This window comes from Pseudomonas danubii, from assembly GCF_042980055.1.
In the GTDB taxonomy this organism is placed as follows: Bacteria; Pseudomonadota; Gammaproteobacteria; order Pseudomonadales; family Pseudomonadaceae; genus Aquipseudomonas; species Aquipseudomonas danubii.
Genome location: NZ_CP116502.1, coordinates 3887012 through 3905150, shown reverse-complemented (window position 1 = coordinate 3905150; position 18139 = coordinate 3887012). Strand labels below are relative to the sequence as shown.

Below are 18139 nucleotides of genomic sequence, written 5' to 3'. Positions count from 1 at the left end.
CAGCTCCTTACTCGTTCTTTCCCGGCTGCCCGGTATCCCGGACAGCGGCCTGCGGGCTGCACTGGACCAGGCCCAGGCGGTTGCCGAACGGGTCCTCGATCACCGCCTTGTAACTGCCCCACAGGGTCGGCCCTGGCGCCTCGACAAGGGTCACCTGCGGTGGCATCCGGGCAACCAGCGCATCCAGCTCAGGCACCATCAGGTCAAGCATGCTGGCCGGCGACGGTCGGGCCATCAGCGGGTCTTCGATCAGGCCGAGTCCGGCACCGCCCTGCTCGTCCACATCCAGGCTGATCCAGCGGGTCGGGGCAAAGCGCCGGCTGACCTGCAGACCCAGGACCTGCACATAGAAGGCTTCGGCAGCCGCCAGGTCGGGAACCGCCAGGGTGGCGAAACACAGGGTCGATTGATTCAGCATGGCTGGCACTCGCGGGCATCCTCGGACAGCGGCCGGGCACCGACCTGGAACTCGAAACCCACCCGATGGCGAATCAGGGCACACACCACCGAGGCCTCGATGCTCGCCGCCAGCTGTTGCATCAGCGTCGCCAACTGGGCGGCCGGCCAGCCTTCGACTTGCAGTTCAAGCTCGATGTCCTGCAGGTGAACCGGGGTCGGCGCCACTTCACACATGCCGCGGATGTCCACCATGGCCCGCACGTCCAGGTGCACCGCACCCGGCAACTGCTGGCGACGGTTGAGCTGCGCCAGGACATCGGCGGCAATCGCCATCAGCAGGTATTCCTGGGGGTTGGGGCCCCAGTCGATACCGGCCAGCTGCTTGGGCTGGTCGATAGGAAAGCTGCGCAGGTCCTGAGGGTCCTGGTGGACGAAGTCCGCCCGCAGTTGAGTGCCATAGAGCCACTGGCAATCCAGGGACAGGGCCTGGGTCTTGGTCTGGACCGCCGCAGTATCCGCGGGCGCCTGCTCGAAGGCGCAAAACCTGTGCCAGGGACCAGCGCCCTCGGCATCCACCAGGCGTGCCGAAAGCCCCAGGGGCTGGACGAAAGTCTGGTGATTGGGACTGTGGCTCTTCACCGCCTCGATCACTTCCAGGGCTTCGCTGATCTTCTTGTCGGTGCCCGAACGGATCTCGTAGCGCACCTGGGGAGCAGCAGCGGCCGCTTCCTGCAGGATCGCGCTGGTGGTCATGGACAGATGATCGACCGTGGTCCGTCGCGCGGAAAATCCCGACACCGCGGACACCAGGAAACAGCCGGAGAGCGCCGCCAGGGCCAATTCCTGGGGCCAGGCCGGGTCCAGCAGCCCCTGGCATTGCAACGCCGGGCTGGGGCGGATCGGTACTTCGAAATGCCGCGGCGCGCGCAACAGGCCGATCAAGGCCGGAGCCACGCCGGCCAGCATGCCGCCGGCCGGCGAACAGTGCGCATAGGCGGCGTAACGGAAGATCGCCTGGGCCGGCTCTTGCTGGATCTCGTGGACAATCTCACTGAAGCCCGAGATGTTCATTCCGTTTCTCATGGCTGACTCCTTCCTTGGTAGACCTGACGCAACGCCTGCTCGAGATCGGCACACAGGTCATCAGGGTCCTCGATTCCCACCGACAGCCGGACCAGCCCGGGGTTGAGCCCGATCTTTTTCTGCTGCTCGCGAGTCAGGCCGCTGTGGGAGGTGTTGAACGGCAGGCTCACCAGGGACTCGACACCGCCCAGGCTGGTGGCACAGGTGATCAGCTTGAGGTGTTCCAGCAGTTGCAGGGCCGCCGGATCGCCGCCCCGCAGCTCAAAACCGAGCATGCCGCAGGTGGCCTGGGCGGCGTACTGGTACAGATGGGGGTGGGCATACTCCTCGGCGTAGACCGAATGCACCGCGGTCACCTGCGGATGGCGTTCGAGAAAACGCGTCACCTGCCGGGCCCCTGCGGCATGAGCCTGCATGCGCACCGCCAGGGTCTTCATGCCCCGTTCCAGAAGGAAGCACACGAAGGGGTCCAGGTTACCGCCAAAGCGCAACAGCTGTGCCCAGACCCGGTCCACCAGCTTGCGACTGCCCGCAACCGCGCCACAGGTGGCGTCACTGTGCCCGTTGAGGTACTTGGTCGCCGAGTGGATGACGATATCGGCCCCCCACTCCAGGGGACGGCAACTGATGGGTGAAAGGAAGGTGTTGTCCACCACCAGGAGAATGTTCTCCTGCTTGCACAAGGCAGCGATGGCCAGCAGATCGATGGCCTTCATCAGCGGGTTGGACAGCAGCTCGAAAAACATGATCTGGGTCTGCGGGCGGATCGCCCGGCGAATCGCCTGCAGATCCAGCGGGTCGACATAGCTCACCGAGCGCCCGGCCTGGCTGATGTCGGCGTGCAGCAGGCTGTAGCTGCCACCGTAGAGATCGTAGGAAGAGATGATGTGGCCATTGCGGTTGGTCAGGGCGAACAGGGTCGAGGCGATCGCCGCCATGCCCGATGACAGAACCAAGGCACTTTGCGCCCCCTCCATGGCCGCCACCTTCAACTGCACCGACCACTGCCCCGGGTTGCCGTAGCGGCTGTAGGTGGGAATGTCACGCACGTAGCCTTCCAGGAACGACTCGTAGGTGGACTGGCTGAAGCGAAAGGTGGTGCTGGGAAATATCGGCGTGCCCACGGCCCCGGTCACCGGGTCCTCGTAGGTGCCGGCGTGCACGCAGAGTGTCGCCGGGGCCTCGCCTTCGGTCAGCCAGCGATTGTTCTCCATCGCCGGCCCGGCCAGACGCTGGCGGTTGAGCTGGTTGAGCCAGGGCAACTGGGCATCGGTGCCGGGACGATTGGCAAACATTGCCTCAGTCTTTTTTGCATCGTTCACACGAATTCCCTCGTCGTTCGGTTCTTCCGGGCGGCCCGGCGGGCGCCGGGCCGCCCAGGTCGGCGCGCACTGCAAAGCGCGCGGCCGACGTTGGCAAAGAGACACATGCCGTCATCGTCCTCAGACGACCCGGGCCTGGGTCTTGTCGGCGACGAAGGCTTCCAGGCGCTCCAGCGAGTTGACCAGTTCAATGGACAGCTCGTTGTCCTCGATGGAAAAGCCGAACTCGGTTTCCACCTGGATCAGCAACTGCAAGGCGTCGATCGAGTTCAGGCCCAGGGTGCCGATCAGGTCGCCCCCCGAAAGGTCTTCGCGGCTCAGCTCACGGCCCACGGTGCTGGAGAACACTTTGATCAAGCGGTCGGTATCGGTCATTTTCTAGCTCCTGCTGAATAACATCGTGCATTGATAAATCATCGATTCGCGGCGCCAGATTTGCTCGCCGACGAACCCCAGGCGCGCCAGCGCCGCAACCACCTCGTCCTGCCTCGGGTACTGGCAGCCGCCATGGGTCAGCCAATCCACGCCGACAGCTGCCGAGGCCGTGTCGCAAAAGAAAATCTCGTCAATGATCAGCCGGCCACCTGCCCCCAGGCGCTCCAGCAAGGCAGGCAGGGCCTGGGCTACGCTGGGCTGGTGCAAGGTGTTGTCGAGCACGATGACGTCGAACTGGCACTCATCGAGCTCGGCCAATGTCTCCCGGCTGTGCACCGGAATATCCGCCGCCACAGGGTTGAGCCCCCCCAGTGGCACGATCCGGCTGGCGTTGCAGTCAAGGCGTCGGCGACCGAGCAACGCCTGGGTGTACACCGCGCCGGTGGCACAGACATCGAGCAGGCGAATGGCGCCCGTCGTGTGGAGCAAGGCCTTACGCCAGGTCAGTTGCGCGGCCAGTTGCTTGTCCGCCCCGGACACTGCGCGCTGGTAGCGCCGAAGCAATTGCGGATGCTTGGGACTCTGCTCGAAAGCGCGCCGGTCGAGGCCGTCATGCAGCACCGCCAGCAACTCGTCCAGGCGGTTCCAGTGGCGGTTGTTGAAGGCTTCCAGATCGAGCACCGGAGCCAGGGCCTCAAGGTCCTGCGCATGCGCCTCGGCGCCTGCGGCTTCCTGCACCAATCCGTTGGCCTGGGCGGTGTCGAAGGCCACCGCCAGAGTCTGCGCATGCAGCCCGGTACGCTGGGCAATCTGATCGACGCTCAAGCCCTGGGCACTGAGTTGCAAGGCGCCGCAATCCCACAATGCCAACAGCAATTGCGAACGCTTGTAAGCGTGGGCCGCGTCGAGCAATACCCGGCTGGCAGCCGGGCGGTAGCGGCGACTGAGCAGCGGCTTGCCATTACTGCTACGAGCAATCAATGCCGTGCGCTCGAAGCGGTCGGGGACCTTGGCCGACGCCAGGTTCGCCTGACAGTATTCGCGCAGCAGTCCCGGGTTCCAGGGCCGCTCGGCACTCCAGACCACGAAGGCGAAAATATGGTCGTTGCCTGCCCGGGCCGACTTCACTGCCCGCACCGAGCAATCCAGTACGTCGGGGTGGCTGGTCAGTACCGATTCAATCTCAAACGGCGAAATCCAGCGTTCGCCCCGACGGATCGCACTGCTTTCACGACCGACAATGCTGTAGCCGGCCGGACTCTGTTCGGCGATGTCGCCGGTGTCGTAAAGGCGGCCATCCTCCAGTCGCACCTTGAGGGCAAACGGCTGACCCGCCGCCGGCTCCACGACTTCGATCCCCGGCATGGGAAAGCCGATGGACAACGGCGGCAATGGCGCGACGCCGGCAAACACGGCACCGCTTTCGGTACTGCCATAGTTGCGCGACAGTCCGATGCCGAAGGCCTGCTGGAACTGCTGGTCGAGCTGTCCGTCCACCGGGCCGGCGCCGGACATCACCACCTTGAGCTGGGGCGGACGCTCACCCTGGCCAACCCGCTGGGCCATCAGGGTCGCCAGCATCGGCGTGACCACGCAATGGCTGGCGCGCAGACGCAGCGCCTGCAGCGCCGCCCCCAGTTCCGTGGGCTTGCAGATTTCCACCTGGGACCCGGCCAGCAACGCGCCCCACAACCAGCCCAGTGCATAGGCGTGATACACCGGGGCAATGAACAGTACCCGGTCCTCGTGGCTCAGTTGCAACAGCCGGCAATAGCGCAAGCCTTCGTCGCGCCAGCTGTGCAGGTCGCGAAAAACCAGCGAGGGTTCCCCCGTGGTGCCCGACGTCAGCAGATAGATGCCACGCCGGTGTGGCTGCACTGCCGGATCGCCAGGCAGCGCAGCGCCAGGCTCAAGCGATGTCACCCGCAGTTCGCCCTGCTCCAGATGGACGCTGTGGCTGATCGCCCCCTGGGCGGCATAGCGCTGCAGTTCCTGGGGCTTGGCATCGCTGGCCACCAGCAGCGGCGACAAGCCCTGCTCCAGCAGCACCAGCAACAGCGCGGCATGCTCAAGCGTACTGTCGAACACCAGCAGCAGGCGCTGCTGGCCGCTGCTGGCCAGTTCACCAAGCTGCCGGGCCCACTCACTGCGCCGGGTTGCCGGCAGCGAAGCCAGTACCGGCCCCGCGCTCAGTTGGGCAAACCAGCGGTCATCGGTCCGTGACTCAGGCGCCATGTTGATACGCTTCCTTGGCTTGTTCGAGCAGGTTCCTGACGGCCTGGGGCGCGTAGGAAGGCGCACGGCACAACTCGTCCAGGCTGATAGCGTCTTCGAAATACAGGCTCAGGGTGTCCCAGGGCGTGAAGCACCCCTTGCAGGCATCCAGCCGTGGTCGTTCAGCCAGCAGCAACTGATAGAACGGTGAGCGGTTCACCGGCGCCAGAGCCTTGTTCCAGTCCTGTTCCAGCACGTTGCCCATGTTGTGGAACCAGATGTTCGGACAGGGCGTGGCCACGCCGTCGCTGAAGGTCGACAGCACCAGGCGCGGCAGGTGACAGCGCCAGGTGCGCCGCCCCTGGTGATAGAACGAACTGAGGCGGTCCAGGTAGGCCTTGGGTGGCAGGATCTGCGGGTAACGCTCGCGCAGCTCGAACAACGCGTCGATGAACGGATACTGCTCGGGGCGCACCTTGAACTTCTCGCTGTCCGGGCCGCGGACGGGGAACGGAAACAGCTGCGGCGGGTTGTCTGCAAACCCGGAGCACCACTCCACGAACTCGCGCAGATACGGCGCACTGCGGTCATTGAGCACGCCGTAGATTTCCAGCGGCAGGCCGGCCTCCAGGACCATCGCGATACGCTCCATGATCATCTCGTGGATGCGTGGCGACAGGACCCGATAGCTGTTGCCCTGATAGTTGCTGCTGTCGAGTGAAATCTGCACCACGACATTGCCCAGTTGGGCCAGGCGCCGCACTTTGTCCCGGGTCAACGGCAGGCCGTTGGTCTGTACGATCAGCACTTCATGCAGGGGCGACATGCTCTCGATGAAGCTCATGATGCCCTTGATGATGAAAATCTCGCCGCCGGTGAGTTTCAGCAGCGGTGGCTTGAAGGTGCGATTGACCCGCTCGACGATGGTCTGCAGACGCCGGCCCAGGTCACTGTCTTGGCTGTAGACGTCGTGCACCGGCGGCTGGAAGATCAGCTTGCCTTCGTGGGACGACTTCATGTTGCTCTGCCCGGTCAGGCAGTAGGTGCACCCCAGGTTGCAGGAGTCCTCGTTGATGACCAGGTCATTGCCCAGCAACTGGCTGTGACCGAGAAAGTTCACCGGTTCGGCGTTCGTCATGGCTCAAGCCCCTTTGCTGAACTGGATGTCGCGCAGGCTCAGCCCGGCGCGGTGGAGTTGCATGCTGATTCCCAACTGGACCTGGCGCAGCTCGCCGAGCTTGACCCGGTAGAACTGCTCGACCTGGGGTCGCCGTTCATGGGCATAGGCCTCGTCGAGGGTCCCCTGCTCGGCCAGGTCGGTCATCTCGGAAATCAGCGCATAGTTGAAATCGCTCATGAGCCGGCGCAATTCGGCGGCCTTGGCTTCGCCGGCTTCGAGAATCGCCATGCCCCGGGCGTCGCCGAGCACCGCACGCCGCAAGCGCGACATGAAGGTGTGCATGACAATGTCGTAGGTCTCGAACTCGAACACCGCCGGTTCCTTTTCGATGACCATTTCCGAGGCGTACTTCTCGCCGTAGAGCAAGGCACTGATGGTCGACAACTGACGCACTCGCGGGTCTTCGAAGTCGTAGCTCAGGGCATTGAGCGACACATCAAAGTCGTCATGCAGCTTGCCCTCGGCGCGCAGGGTCTCGACCGCCTCCGCCCCGGGATAGAGCTCCAGGCGCACGGTGTAGCGGCGCAGGTTGTAGCCCATGTATTCGCGCAGGAAGAGGTTGTTGTCACGGATCTCCTGGAAGGTCGACCAGGGGTGATAGGCAATGAATCCGAAGGCCACGTAGATGCCGGCACCACGCACCAGCTCGATGGCCCGCTTGTTGTCCTCGACCGTGGACTTCTTCTTCCAGCGGTCCAGGCCGATCTGTGAACCCGACTCGATGCCGATCAGCACCTTCTCCAGGCCGGAGCGGTACAGCAGGTCCAGCAGCGGCTGGTCTTCGGGGTGCCAGTTCTTGGCCTGCATGCAGCAGTTGTAATAGATCTTCAGCCCACGATCGAGCACGCCCTGGGCGATGTCGGCAATCCGCTGCTTGGCGAACGGCGCACCGCCCGGGTCTTCGAAGGTCGAGTCGACGAAGTCGAAGGTGTTGAAGTTGTACTTGTGATAAAGCCGCTCGATTTCATCGACGATATTGTCCGGGGTCCTGGCCCGCCAGAGCTTGCCGGGGTTGATCTTGTTGCCGGCGTGAGGCGCGTTGCAGAAGGTGCAGCGCGCAGTGCAGCCACGGGTGGTGGCCAGGCGCAGGTAGGGCAGCTTGCCGCTGTTGAGCTCGAACTGATCCCGCGCCGGCTCAGGCAGCATGTCCAGCTCCGGCACCGGCTTGCCAATGGGGTTGTCGATGACGAACCCGCCCTCCTCGCGCCAGCTCAGGCTCGGCACCCGGGCGTAGTCGCCGTGATCCCAGAAGGCCTCGACGTAGCGCACCAGCGGCACGTCGCCCTCACCGCGCACCAGGGCGTCAAGGAAGCTCCAGTTGGGGTTGCTCAGCAACTTGGAGCCCAGGAAGGTGGCCAGCGGGCCACCAGCCAGAAACGCCACCTGCTCGGGCAGGGCCGCACGCAATGCCGAACCGAAAGCGGTGGCATGACTGACGGTGACCGTGGTCAGGGAGAAACCAATGAGGTCGGGCTTGAAGGCCACCACTTCAGCAATGGCAATCTCGTCGCCGTGCTGGATCGACTTGACCTCGACCACCTGGCACTCGGCTCCCAGGTCCCGCAGGATCGACACCAGGTAACTGACGCCCAGGTGTTCGGAACTCATCACCAGGTCGCCATCGAGCAACACCGGAAAGCACACGCGCATCGGCTGCGGCTTGCGGAAGTCGACAGTGGAATGCAGCGGATTGGTCGGTGGCGCATCGATCGGCTCAGCCAGGTTGGCGAGCCGAATCAACCCGTCGGCGGCGTTGGTGAACTGCACGGTTTCCATTAAAAATACCCAATTTGTTGTAATTGGCTGTCCATGAAGCGCTGTTCTTCTTCACTCATTCGTTGCCCGCCACAGCCTTTGCGGCCGGGCTCGCGCTGCGGCTCGTGGGCCGGTTCCAGCAACCAGTGGCCTTCCAGCCCTTCAGGGACCGGCAGCCCCAGATGGGCCAGGATCGTCGGGTAGATGTCTTCGATCCGCGCTTGCAGCGCGGCGTTCTCGGGAAAGGTCGAGCCACGGATAAACACGATGCCGTCGGGCCGATGCACGCCACGCTGGGCCGGTGTGCTCCAGACCCGGCCGGTGAGTGCCGGCGTCGGCATGACGCTGAAATCCCTGGGGATCAGCAGGTAGTCGGGAGCGTCCTGCAGGCGTGCGCCGGCATACACCTGATCGGCCTTGACCAGCGTGAACCAGGGGCGCCCCTGTTCGTCGAGCACCTGCGCCAGGGCTTGCTGCAAACGCGCTTCGGCCTCCGGCAACTGCTCGGCGCGCAGCCCCCCCTGGGCCTCGCGCCCCATCAGATTGGCATTGACACCGAAGCAGCCAGGGGTGGGCATGTAGAACTCGGTGCGCGACCAATCCACCACACGTCGGTAGCTTCCGGGGGCGTCGAACCAGGAACGCGCCCCCGGGTCGTCGTGGGAGGCCTCGGCGCCCGAGTCCTGGAGTTCATAGCGGGTCGCCAGCAGGCCCTGTTGTTCGAGGAACTCGTGCACGCTGAAGTCCGCTTCACACAGGCCAAAGCCATGGTCGGAAGCCACCACCACCAGGGTGTCGTCATCGGCCAGGGTCAATACCGTGCCCAGCGCCTGATCGATATCGATATAACACTGTTCCACTACTGAACTTGGCGCCGAGTGATCGCCCCAATAATAGTGACTGACACGATCAACTTCGGTGAAGACTACAAACAGTGCATCCACTGGTCGGGTCCGCTGCAGAAAACAGCAAGTATCGGCACGTCCCTTGATAAACTTTCGCGCCTGCTCACAGTAGTCTTCCTGACCGCGATACATAGTGACAATGTCTGAATGATAGTGCAGTCCCGCCTGCATCAACTCATGCATCAAGTTGGCGGGCGAGGTATATCTCAGGGTTTTGGCCAATGGCCAGCTGATCATATAGCCGCCCTGAAGATCTGCCGGCGGATGAGTCATGGGGATGTTGTAGGCACCGACTTTCAGCCCCTGGCGTTCCAGGGTCAGCCAGCAGGGTTCACGCCCATAGTCGGCAGCGTTCATTGCCCGGAAACGATAGTCCGCAGACTGGGTCGACCAGAACTGGTAGATCCCGTGTTCACCCGGAGAAACCCCGGTAAACATGGAGGCCCAGCCCGGTGCCGTGTGCGGTGGGAAGGTCGATTGCAGTACCCCGTGGGAGGCGCGCCGGCGCAGTGCGCTGAAGTTCGGCAGCAATCCCCGAGCCATCAGTTGCTGGAGGACAGCATGGGACGCCCCGTCGATACCGAAGACCAACAACTTCAACTTCTGATCTTCCATGATCACCCACCTCCGACACTAAAGTTCAACCAGATAAACTTTCATCAACATTGCAGAACAACATTTCAAACAGCAGCGACGTATAAGAAGCGCTATTGCGACGCCATTCGAAAACCAACCGATAAAGTTAGAGACTCACAACTACCAGGCACAGCCGGAACAGCAGCGAAAACAAGCTAACACCGACATCAAACAAAGAACTCCGAAAATAATTTCAGACTTGTAACAAAATCAATCCGAGTATGAATCGATATTTCCAGCAACTAATAAAGGAACAGATTCGCCCCCGGACAGCACGGCGACGCCTGCCGATGGCGATAGCTGAACCGATGAGTGAGTTGATCAAGGCCCATGAATCATTGCCGGTGCCGTGCGCCGCTTTGCTTCGGGGGCCTGCGCGCCAGGTGCTGATCGCTCCGCCAGGGCCTGCGAAACAATTGGTATCAACCTCTTACATACTCAAATAACCCGCCGGCAATTTGCCTGGAAATCGAGTACCGGCTATCCCATCATCGGCGCCTGCAATCAGGCCTGCGCAGCCTGTCACTCACCGACCCGCGCCATCCGTACTGGTGTCGAAACAGGGAAGTCCTATGAACCCGAACGCCAATGCTTTTTTTGGCAGGCACACGCTGGGCGAGCTCTATCAGATCGCCCCCGAAAAGCTCAATGACCTGGATGCCTTGACCCAACTGCTGTGTGCCGCTTCCGCCGAAGCCGGCGCGACGGTCTGTGGCACGCTGACAAAACGCTTCGAGCCACAAGGCGCAACGGTCCTGGTGATGCTGGAGGAGTCCCATGCCTCCTTCCACACCTACCCCGAGCATGGCGCGCTGTTTCTCGACATCTTTACCTGCGGCACAACCTGCGACCCGGTCAAGGCATTCGACTACATCTGTTCGAACCTGGGCTGCGATGTACGGGCGATGAAGATCGTTGAGCGGGGAGCGACGCAAGCATCCCCTAACCTGCCAGCCAGCCATGCAGCGCCGGTGGTACGGCACCAGGCAGAGTCGGTCGATCCCTAGGCTTTGTACGAAGAGCCTTGATACTCGGTGATGCTGCGTGGAAGTTGCCCGGTGTCTGCTGGGGCTCTGTAAAAAAAATCAGACACTTCTGGCAACCAGAAAGCACCGCTCTAGCTCGCACCTCTCCCCGTGGGTGCAGGGCACCCGCCAGGGGACTGGAGCCGTTTACCCCCCTTACATTGGCGGACGGATTCTTGCAGTATTGATCCGCCCTGGGACAACGGCTCCATTGCTCTGCCCCAGCAGCGCCCGGTTCCCATAACCAATAACTACAACGAACTCGACAGCGAGATCACCCGGCGATGTACCCCCTGAGCCCGTTTCACGGATTCGACAGATCAGCTCCCGCGCCCCTGCACAGTGGCCGCGGTGCTGACGTCGACGCTGGGTTCTCGCTGCCCCGCTCGCTCCCCGCCACGCCCCATGAGGTCCATGAGGACCGCGCCGCCGTCATCGGCTTGTACTTGCTGGACAGGCCCTGCCCATGAAACTCCTGGTCAACCTGCCCATGGCCCTGTGCCGCTCCCGTCTGCGCCACTCCTCACGTCCTCCGGATCACTCGCTTCTGGCCTGATCGCGCCCTCCTGCGCGTGCCGCTCCCAGACCTGATTTCTACCCTTGCAACCGCACCGTGCGCGGCGTTGTTGCAGGGCCTGAAAACCTGCGCGCCCCAATGGCGCAAGCGAGAACCCTGATGAAATTTGCCGCCCTCGACGAAGCCCGTGACTTCCTGGCCGCCAACCCCGACATCGACATGATCGAGCTGTTCATCCTCGACGCCAACGGCGTGCCCCGAGGCAAGCTGCTGCACCGCGAAGAACTGCTGGCGGTGTATGAAAGCGGCCGGCCCCTGCCCAGCACCATCCTCGGCCTGACCCTCAACGGCGACGACGTGGAGAACTCCGGCCTGGTGTGGGACGTCGGTGATATCGACTGCCGTGCCTACCCGCTGGCCGGCAGCCTGGTGCGCCTGCCCTGGCGGCAGATCCCCACGGCCGCCGTACAAGTCAGCATGCATCCGCAGGAGGGCATGCCCGCCAGCATCGCCGATCCGCGCCACCTGCTGATCAAGGTGATCGACGGGCTCAAGGCCGAGGGTTACCACCCGGTGATGGCCTGCGAGTTGGAGTTCTACCTGCTGGACGCCAAGCGTGACGGCAACGGCCGACCGCAACCGGCCCTGGACGCCGACGGCGGTCGTCCGCGCAGCACCCAGGTCTACGGTCTGCGCGAGCTGGAGCAGATCGAGCCGTTCCTCGCCGATCTCTACGCCGCCTGCAAACTGCAAGGCATTCCGGCGCGCACGGCGATCTCCGAGTACGCCCCGGGCCAGGTGGAAATCACCCTGGAACACGGCGATGCCCTGGAGGCCATGGACCAGGCGGTGCGCTACAAGCGCCTGGTCAAGGCCGTGGCTCACAAGCACGGGATGCAGGCCACCTTCATGGCCAAGCCCTTCGACCACCTGGCCGGCACCGGCATGCACATGCACGTGAGCATTGCCGACGCTGCGGGCCGCAACCTGTTCGCCTCCGAGGACCCGGCCGGCACCCCGCTGCTGCGCCAGGCGGTGGGCGGCATGCTCGCGTCCCTGCTGGAATCGCTGCTGCTGTTCTGCCCCAACGCCAACTCCTACCGCCGCTTCCAGGCCAACAGCTACGCGCCCCTGGCGCCGACCTGGGGCGTCGACAATCGCACCGTGAGCCTGCGGGTGCCCGGTGGCCCGGCCAACAGTCGGCACATCGAACACCGCATCTGCGGCGCCGACGCCAACCCTTATCTCGCGGCGGCGGCGATCCTCGCCGGCGTCCATCGTGGCCTGCGCGAACAGCTCGATCCGGGCGATCCAGTGCAGGGCAATGGCTACGCCCAGGCCACCGAACTGCTGCCCACCGACTGGCTGACCTCGCTGATCGCCCTGGAGCAATCGGCCTGGGCCCGGGACGCCCTGGGCCGTGAGTTCCTCGGCGTGTACCTGGCGGTCAAGCGTGCCGAATACCGCCAGTTCATGGCCGAAGTCGGCGAGCAGGACTGGCGCTGGTACCTGACCCAGGCCTGAGCCGCAGAAACGATCTGCGGTGCTGGACTCATGGGCAAGGCGGCCTGAAACCGCTTTGCCGGACCTGAGCTGCGCCCGGCAGATCATCGACAGTTGCTGAAGCGCTGGCCGCTGCCCCCACGCAGCAGCCGGTTGTTTTTTCCACGAGGATTTTTCAATGACAGCCGCCTTCGATCCGCGGACCCCGGCAGCCGAGCGCTGCCCCAGCTACTACAGCGCCACCCTGAATCAGGAAACCCACTACCCGACCCTGCAAGGCAGCCATCAGGTGGATGTGGTGATCATCGGCGGCGGCTTCACCGGCGTTGCCAGCGCGGTGGAATTGGCCGAGCGCGGCCTGAAAGTCGCCATCGTCGAAAGCCACAAGATCGGCTGGGGCGCCACCGGGCGCAACGGTGGCCAGGTCACCGGCAGCCTTTCCGGCGATGCGGCCATGCGCAAGCAGATGCGCCGCGAACTGGGCGACGAGGTCGACGATTTCATCTGGAACCTGCGCTGGCGCGGGCACCGGATCATCCAGCAACGGGTGGAGAAATACGCCATCGCCTGCGACCTCAAGCACGGCCACCTGCACGCCGCCTACAAGCCCAGCCACCTGCCCGACCTGCGCGCCGACTATGAAGAAGCGCTGCGCCGCGGCATGGGCGACGAAGTCAGCCTGCTGGACCGAGCCCAGGTGCGCGGCCTGCTGGAAAGCGACCTCTACCACGGCGCCATCAAGAACACCCGCAACCTGCACCTGCACCCGCTGAATCTGTGCCTCGGCGAAGCCCGGGCCGCCGAAAGCCTGGGGGCACTGATTTTCGAGCACAGCGAAGTGCTGCAGATCGTCCACGGCGAACACCCGGCAGTGATCACCGCCCAAGGCCGGATCAACGCCAAGCAAGTGCTGCTGGCCGGCGACGTCTACCACAAGCTGGAGCCGAAGAAGCTCAAGGGCAAGATCTTCCCGGCCATGGGCGGCATCGTCACCACCGAGCCGTTGGGCGACCTGGCCAAGCGCCTGAACCCCGAGGACCTGGCGGTCTACGACTGCCGCTTCGTCCTCGACTACTACCGCATGACCGCCGACGGCCGCCTGCTGTTCGGCGGCGGCGCCAACTACAGCGGCAAGGACTCGCGAGACATCGCCGGCGAACTGCGCCCGTGCATCGAACGCACCTTCCCGGCGATCAAGGGCGTGGGCATCGACTTCCAGTGGAGTTGCGCCATGGGCATCGTGATCAACCGCATCCCGCAACTGGGCAAGCTCTCGGACAACGTCTGGTACTGCCAGGGCTACTCCGGGCACGGCGTGGCCACCAGCCACATCATGGGCGAGATCATGGCCGAAGCCCTGACCGGCCACCTCGGCCACTACGACACCTTCGCCGCCTGCCAACACATCCGCGTGCCCTTTGGCGACCAGTTGGGCAACCCGATGCTGGCGGCGGGCATGTGGTACTACCAGATGCTGGAGAAACTGCGCTGAGGGTTCGGTCAATAGGCCCCCTCTGGTAATTGTCACTGGCCGCAACTACCCAAAGCCCAACCGATTCCGTACCATCGGCGCCGCTCATGAGCAGCGCCAGGGAGGGCTTACGCACAGACATACATGCACCCTGCCCGCGCCTTGTCCAAAGTCACTTTCAGGGTTCCCCATGTTCCGCGTACTCAAGGCTTCGTCCTTGCTGCTGGCCACCAGCATAGTTTCTGGCTGCATCAGCCAACCCGCCGCCATCGTCAGCGCCCCTCTGCAACCCGCAGCCAACGAACCCACGACCTATCTGGTGGGCGCTATTGGCCCGCAGTACCTGGGCGGCGGCGGTGCCGCCACCAACCTGCGCCTGCTGATTCGCAAGCGCGGCTCAATCAATGGCGCCGCGGCACTCTGGGAGGGCGACCCACGGCCAACGCCTGAGGACATCCATGAACCCCGCGCTGCCGGCAGTGTATTTGTCATGCCGCTCAAACCGGGTGATTACGAGTTCTACAACTTCCAGTTCTGGTCCATGGTCTACACCCCGGGGCTCGGCTCACGCCTGCAATCCCAGGAAGCGCGCGAAGAGTTCGTACTGCCGCTGCGCCTGGAGGCGGGCAAGGCGTATTACATCGGCGAGTTTCGCTCGGTCTGCAGCCAAGTGACCCAGTGCTTCTTTGCCTGGAGCAATCAGATGCCCCGTGACGCAGTGATTGCCCAGCGCCAGGTGCCGGGGCTGCCGGACCTGCAATGGATGCCGCTGGATCTGGACAAGGCCAAGCCCTTCATCCTTCCCGTCGACAAGCAAACCAGCCCAGCCAACGCCACTGCGGAGATTCATCCATGAAATCCTGCCTGACCCTTTGCGCCCTTCTGCTGCTCGCGGGCTGCGCGGCAACCGACACCTTGCCGGACCGTCCGCTGACGGATGGCCAAGCCTATTTGATGCCCCTGCATGTGATGGTCGATGACCCATTGCGCGCCGCTGAGTTACGTAACGCCTTGCGTGCCACCGGGGTGTTCGCAGATGTCCAGACCGGCGCCGGACAAGCTGGCGACTACAGCGCCCGCATTCAATTCAAGTCCGAGCGGGACATGCCGCCAATGCCGTTGATCTTCCTCAGTGCCGCCACTCTGTTCCTGATGCCGCTCTCCAATGGCATCGACACCCACACCGACATCAGCCTGCTGCACGAGGGCAAGCTCCTCAAGCGCTACAGCTATCGCAACCTGACGCATAAATACACCTGGCTGCTGGATCAGGGCGGTGAAATGCAAGAGCAGAATATCCAGCGCATCGCCCGCGCCTTTGCTGGCGATCTGCGTCAGGATCAACTGTTGCCAACCGCGAGTCAGGCCCAATGAACCCCATAGGTTTGACCACCCTGCTGTGCAGCGCACTGATCATCACCGGTTGTGGCACCCGAATGGCGCCGCTGGACTACCGCAGTCAACATCCCTATGTACCGCTGACCCTGGACCTGGGCCCGGTGAAAAGTCGCTTCGACGAACAGGAGCAACGGGAAACCATCGCCGCCCTGCGTCAAACCGGAGCCTTCTCCTTTCTCGATGGTGGCTACAGTCGCAGCGGCTACAGCCTCCTGATCAGCGAGCCTGGAGGCAAGAGTGCCGGACTGCTTGGCGCGTTGAATGCCATCACCCTGCTGACCTTCCCCATGCCCTACTCCTACCAGAGCAACTTGCGCGGCAGCCTGCTCAAGGACGGCCAACTGCTCAAGACCTACGACTACCGTCGTGAAGGCTATAGTGTAGCGGCCTGGTATGTTCCGCCAGTGCAGGTCGAAAGCCGCAGAGAGATGCTCGATGAACTGCTGCATGACTTGGAAAAGGACCGTTTGATTCCTCAGGAGAACCCACGCTGATGACTGCCAGCCTGTACCGGGGCGGCTGCCTGTGCGGGCAGATTCGCTTCGAGGCCCGGGGGCCTGCTGCCAATCCCCATACCTGCTCGTGCAAACTGTGCCAGCGCCACAGTGGCGCGCTGACACTGGCGTGGGTCGAGTTCCCCCGGGAACGGGTGACCTGGACCGGCCCTGGCGGCGCACCGGCGACCTTCAGGTCGTCGGACTATTCGAGCCGGGCCTTTTGCCGGGAATGCGGCAGCACGCTGGGGGCTGTCGATGACGAGCCGACCCTTGCCCTGCTGCTGGGCTGCTTCGATGACAACCGCGACCCAGCCCTGATGCCGGCCAGCCATTCGTTCAGCGACCGCTGGCCCGAGGGCTGGCAGCCCGCGCCGACAACGCAGGATAAAGGCGGACAGCATGAGTGAAGCACCTTCGCACTGCAGCTCCCCCCTCGCCTCGAACGTCTGGACCTGGTACGGCCAGGACGAATACCGAAGGATCATCCTGTTGGGCGAACTGGGCATGGCCCTGGAGTTTCTCGCCCTGGACGCCAAGCGACAACGGATGGAGGTCGGTTGCTGTGCCGAGTGCAATCTGTGGTCTGGCTATCTGGATTATCTCGCTGGTTTTGTGAAGCATTTTCCGCTGTATCTGGCGCCGCATTTGCTGTCGCGCTTGCAAGCACTGTTAAGCGGCTGTGAAGCACTGTGCCGGGAGGCCTATGGAATGACCCTGGAAGACAATGGCTTCGAACACCCACAATGGCGACCGCTGCGAGAAGGCGCCCGCGAGGCACTGGAGATATTGGGTTGGCCGCAGGTACGGGAGCATATGCCGGAGCTGACCGAAGAATGCCGTGTGGCCTTGAAGAAATGGCCGGATTGACCGGCCCTGTCGACAAAGGCCACAGGACCTTGCCTGGCGATTTCCCGACGGACCTCTGGCGGCGTTCAGCTCGCCGCGTCTCCTGCGGAGCCGATCGCAGCCTGCGGCAGCGGCTACAGGACGCTGGGCAGGACCGGCTGGGAGAGGTCATTCGACGCATGCCGATAAGGCGGGGTGCGGGGCAAGGCGCGTTTGTGGGCCGTTCGCAGGTAGGCACGTTCGATCAGGTGGCGCACTGCGTCGGTGACGGGCTCGCCCATCAGGTAGGCATCGATTTCTTCGTAGCTGCAACCATAAGCCGTTTCATCCAGCTTGCCCGGGGCCAGTTCTTCCAGGTCCGCGGTGGGCGCCTTGTGCACCAGTTGGCCAGGAGCGCCAAGGGCGTCGGCCAGCAGTCGTACCTGGGTCTTGGTCAACCCCGACAGCGGGGCCAGGTCGCAGGCGCCGTCGCCGTACTTGGTGAAGAAGCCCATCAGCGCCTCGGCGCCGTGGTCGGTGCCCACCACCAGGCCGTTGCTGAAGTTGGCCACGGCGTACTGCGCGATCATCCGCGCTCGGGCCTTGACGTTGCCCTTGGCAAAGTCCGTGAGGGCCGCCGAGGGTTGCAAGCCTTCGATCTGTAGCTGATTCATCATTCCATCGACGCTGTCGGCAATGTTGCAGGTACTGACGCTGTCCGGGCGAATGAAGTCCAGGGACGCCTGGGCATCGCGTTCATCCGCCTGGCTTTTATAGGGCAGGCGCATGGCGATAAAGCGCGCCTCCTGCCCTGCCCCGCGCAGTTGCTCCACCGCCAGCTGGCACAGGCGGCCGGCCGTCAGGGAGTCGACTCCGCCACTGATGCCCAACACCAGGGTCGTGCAGCCGGACTCGCGCAGCACGTGCTGAATGAAGTCCACGCGCCGGGCGATTTCCAGGGCCTCGCCACCACGCACCAGTTGCCGGTCGATGCCCAGTTCCCGGGCAATGCGTTCCTGAGTTTGGTTGTTCAT

At 63.6% G+C, this 18139-nt stretch carries 17 protein-coding genes; 8 read left to right on the top strand and 9 right to left on the bottom strand.

Features of this window, described 5'->3' with window-relative positions; genetic code table 11:
* Positions 1-7: 7 nt before the first annotated feature.
* From PFZ56_RS18130 to PFZ56_RS18095, 8 genes are all read right to left on the bottom strand, one after another.
* On the bottom strand, positions 8-418 hold the full coding sequence (locus tag PFZ56_RS18130) for a VOC family protein (protein WP_102864333.1): 411 nt from the start codon (positions 416-418) through the stop codon (positions 8-10).
* Positions 412-1482, bottom strand: coding sequence for an OsmC family protein (locus PFZ56_RS18125; protein ID WP_123393220.1), 1071 nt, complete (start codon positions 1480-1482; stop codon positions 412-414). Before PFZ56_RS18125 ends, PFZ56_RS18130 begins: the two co-directional genes overlap by 7 nt.
* Entirely contained in the window at positions 1479-2777 is a 1299-nt protein-coding gene (locus tag PFZ56_RS18120; RefSeq protein ID WP_102879861.1) for a PLP-dependent aspartate aminotransferase family protein, read from the bottom strand. Before PFZ56_RS18120 ends, PFZ56_RS18125 begins: the two co-directional genes overlap by 4 nt.
* Positions 2778-2924: 147 nt before the next feature.
* Positions 2925-3179 (bottom strand): acyl carrier protein, encoded by a 255-nt coding sequence (locus PFZ56_RS18115; RefSeq protein WP_102879862.1) that lies wholly within the window; start codon positions 3177-3179, stop codon positions 2925-2927.
* A gap of 3 nt (positions 3180-3182) precedes the next feature.
* Positions 3183-5414, bottom strand: a complete 2232-nt coding sequence (locus PFZ56_RS18110) for a fatty acid--CoA ligase family protein (RefSeq protein ID WP_170004774.1) — start codon at positions 5412-5414, stop codon at positions 3183-3185.
* Positions 5404-6531: a radical SAM protein gene (locus PFZ56_RS18105; protein WP_102864328.1), complete on the bottom strand. Its 1128-nt coding sequence runs from the start codon at positions 6529-6531 to the stop codon at positions 5404-5406. The genes PFZ56_RS18110 and PFZ56_RS18105 overlap by 11 nt, the downstream gene beginning before the upstream one ends.
* A 3-nt stretch (positions 6532-6534) precedes the next feature.
* Positions 6535-8349 (bottom strand): B12-binding domain-containing radical SAM protein, encoded by a 1815-nt coding sequence (locus PFZ56_RS18100; RefSeq protein WP_170004461.1) that lies wholly within the window; start codon positions 8347-8349, stop codon positions 6535-6537.
* Complete coding sequence (locus PFZ56_RS18095) at positions 8349-9848, bottom strand: alkaline phosphatase family protein (protein ID WP_170004459.1); 1500 nt, start codon at positions 9846-9848, stop codon at positions 8349-8351. Before PFZ56_RS18095 ends, PFZ56_RS18100 begins: the two co-directional genes overlap by 1 nt.
* A 593-nt stretch (positions 9849-10441) precedes the next feature.
* Here PFZ56_RS18095 and speD point away from each other — a divergent pair.
* The 8 genes from speD to PFZ56_RS18055 all read left to right on the top strand — a co-directional run bounded on the left by speD (position 10442) and on the right by PFZ56_RS18055 (position 17147).
* Positions 10442-10876, top strand: coding sequence for an adenosylmethionine decarboxylase (speD, locus tag PFZ56_RS18090; protein ID WP_170004457.1), 435 nt, complete (start codon positions 10442-10444; stop codon positions 10874-10876).
* Positions 10877-11570: 694 nt separating this feature from the next.
* Entirely contained in the window at positions 11571-12935 is a 1365-nt protein-coding gene (locus PFZ56_RS18085) for a glutamine synthetase family protein (protein WP_102879866.1), read from the top strand.
* 157 nt (positions 12936-13092) lie between these two features.
* Positions 13093-14406, top strand: coding sequence for an FAD-binding oxidoreductase (locus PFZ56_RS18080; protein WP_170004455.1), 1314 nt, complete (start codon positions 13093-13095; stop codon positions 14404-14406).
* Between the two features lie 169 nt (positions 14407-14575).
* Positions 14576-15241, top strand: a complete 666-nt coding sequence (locus tag PFZ56_RS18075) for a hypothetical protein (protein WP_110595808.1) — start codon at positions 14576-14578, stop codon at positions 15239-15241.
* Positions 15238-15759, top strand: coding sequence for a hypothetical protein (locus tag PFZ56_RS18070; protein WP_110595809.1), 522 nt, complete (start codon positions 15238-15240; stop codon positions 15757-15759). The genes PFZ56_RS18075 and PFZ56_RS18070 overlap by 4 nt, the downstream gene beginning before the upstream one ends.
* Positions 15756-16277, top strand: coding sequence for a hypothetical protein (locus PFZ56_RS18065; protein ID WP_110595810.1), 522 nt, complete (start codon positions 15756-15758; stop codon positions 16275-16277). The genes PFZ56_RS18070 and PFZ56_RS18065 overlap by 4 nt, the downstream gene beginning before the upstream one ends.
* Positions 16277-16687, top strand: coding sequence for a GFA family protein (locus PFZ56_RS18060; RefSeq protein WP_170004453.1), 411 nt, complete (start codon positions 16277-16279; stop codon positions 16685-16687). The genes PFZ56_RS18065 and PFZ56_RS18060 overlap by 1 nt, the downstream gene beginning before the upstream one ends.
* Positions 16680-17147 carry a hypothetical protein gene (locus PFZ56_RS18055; RefSeq protein WP_110653514.1) on the top strand — a complete coding sequence of 156 codons (468 nt, stop codon included), beginning with the start codon at positions 16680-16682 and terminating at the stop codon, positions 17145-17147. Before PFZ56_RS18060 ends, PFZ56_RS18055 begins: the two co-directional genes overlap by 8 nt.
* A 113-nt stretch (positions 17148-17260) precedes the next feature.
* Here PFZ56_RS18055 and nadE read toward each other — a convergent pair whose 3' ends face one another.
* Complete coding sequence (gene nadE, locus PFZ56_RS18050; RefSeq protein ID WP_170004451.1) at positions 17261-18139, bottom strand: ammonia-dependent NAD(+) synthetase; 879 nt, start codon at positions 18137-18139, stop codon at positions 17261-17263.